Here is a 698-nt window from a genome sequence, read left to right on the forward strand (position 1 = left end):
CGCCCACCGCCCCGAATGGAACCGGCGCGCCATGGCCGTCCAGAAGATACACCCGCGTGTTCGCAATCGGACGGCCGATCGGGACGAGTGATCCAGCAAAGTCTTTGGGACAACTCCAAACCGTCGCACAAACAGTTGTTTCGGTGGGTCCATAGGCGTTGACGATAGAGGCTGCAGGAAGGCCCCGGATCAGTTCGGCCCTCGGCAACTCCCCAGCAAGAATGACAACTTGCGACGCCAGACCATCCAGATTCTGGCTTCCCTGAAGCAGTGCGGGGGGCAGCGTCGCATGCGTGATGGCTTCGTTTCGAAGGTAATCCGACAGCTTGCCACTTGCTTGACGGATCTCGTCCCCAGGAAAATGCAACGCAGCGCCTGAGCCAAACGCCATGACAAGCTCCCAGGTGCTTGCATCAAAGCCGAAGGAGGCGAACTGCACGATCCGGCTGTTTGAATGAACCCCAAAAAGCGCAATTTGCGCCAAGCTCAGATTGACCACCCCCTGATGCTCGACCATGACGCCCTTTGGGGCTCCGGTTGAGCCTGAGGTGTAGATGACATAGGCGAGATGGCGGGGGGTGAGGCCGAGGGCGTAGGGATCGGGATCGGAAGCGGGCAGCCCGGCCCAGGCGGACGTGTCCGTCTCCAGATCGACCACCGTCACAGCGGCCATCGCCGCAGCGCCGAGGGCTTCGCGG

The 698-nt window shown here is 61.6% G+C and carries 1 protein-coding gene; it reads right to left on the bottom strand.

Going from position 1 to position 698, the window contains the following annotated elements; translation table 11 throughout:
* A partial coding sequence (locus NKG99_RS35805) for an AMP-binding protein (RefSeq protein ID WP_352874186.1) occupies window positions 1-698 on the bottom strand: 698 nt, incomplete at both ends.

Origin of the sequence: Mesorhizobium sp. M1409, assembly GCF_040317535.1 — a bacterium.
In the GTDB taxonomy this organism is placed as follows: Bacteria; Pseudomonadota; Alphaproteobacteria; order Rhizobiales; family Rhizobiaceae; genus Mesorhizobium.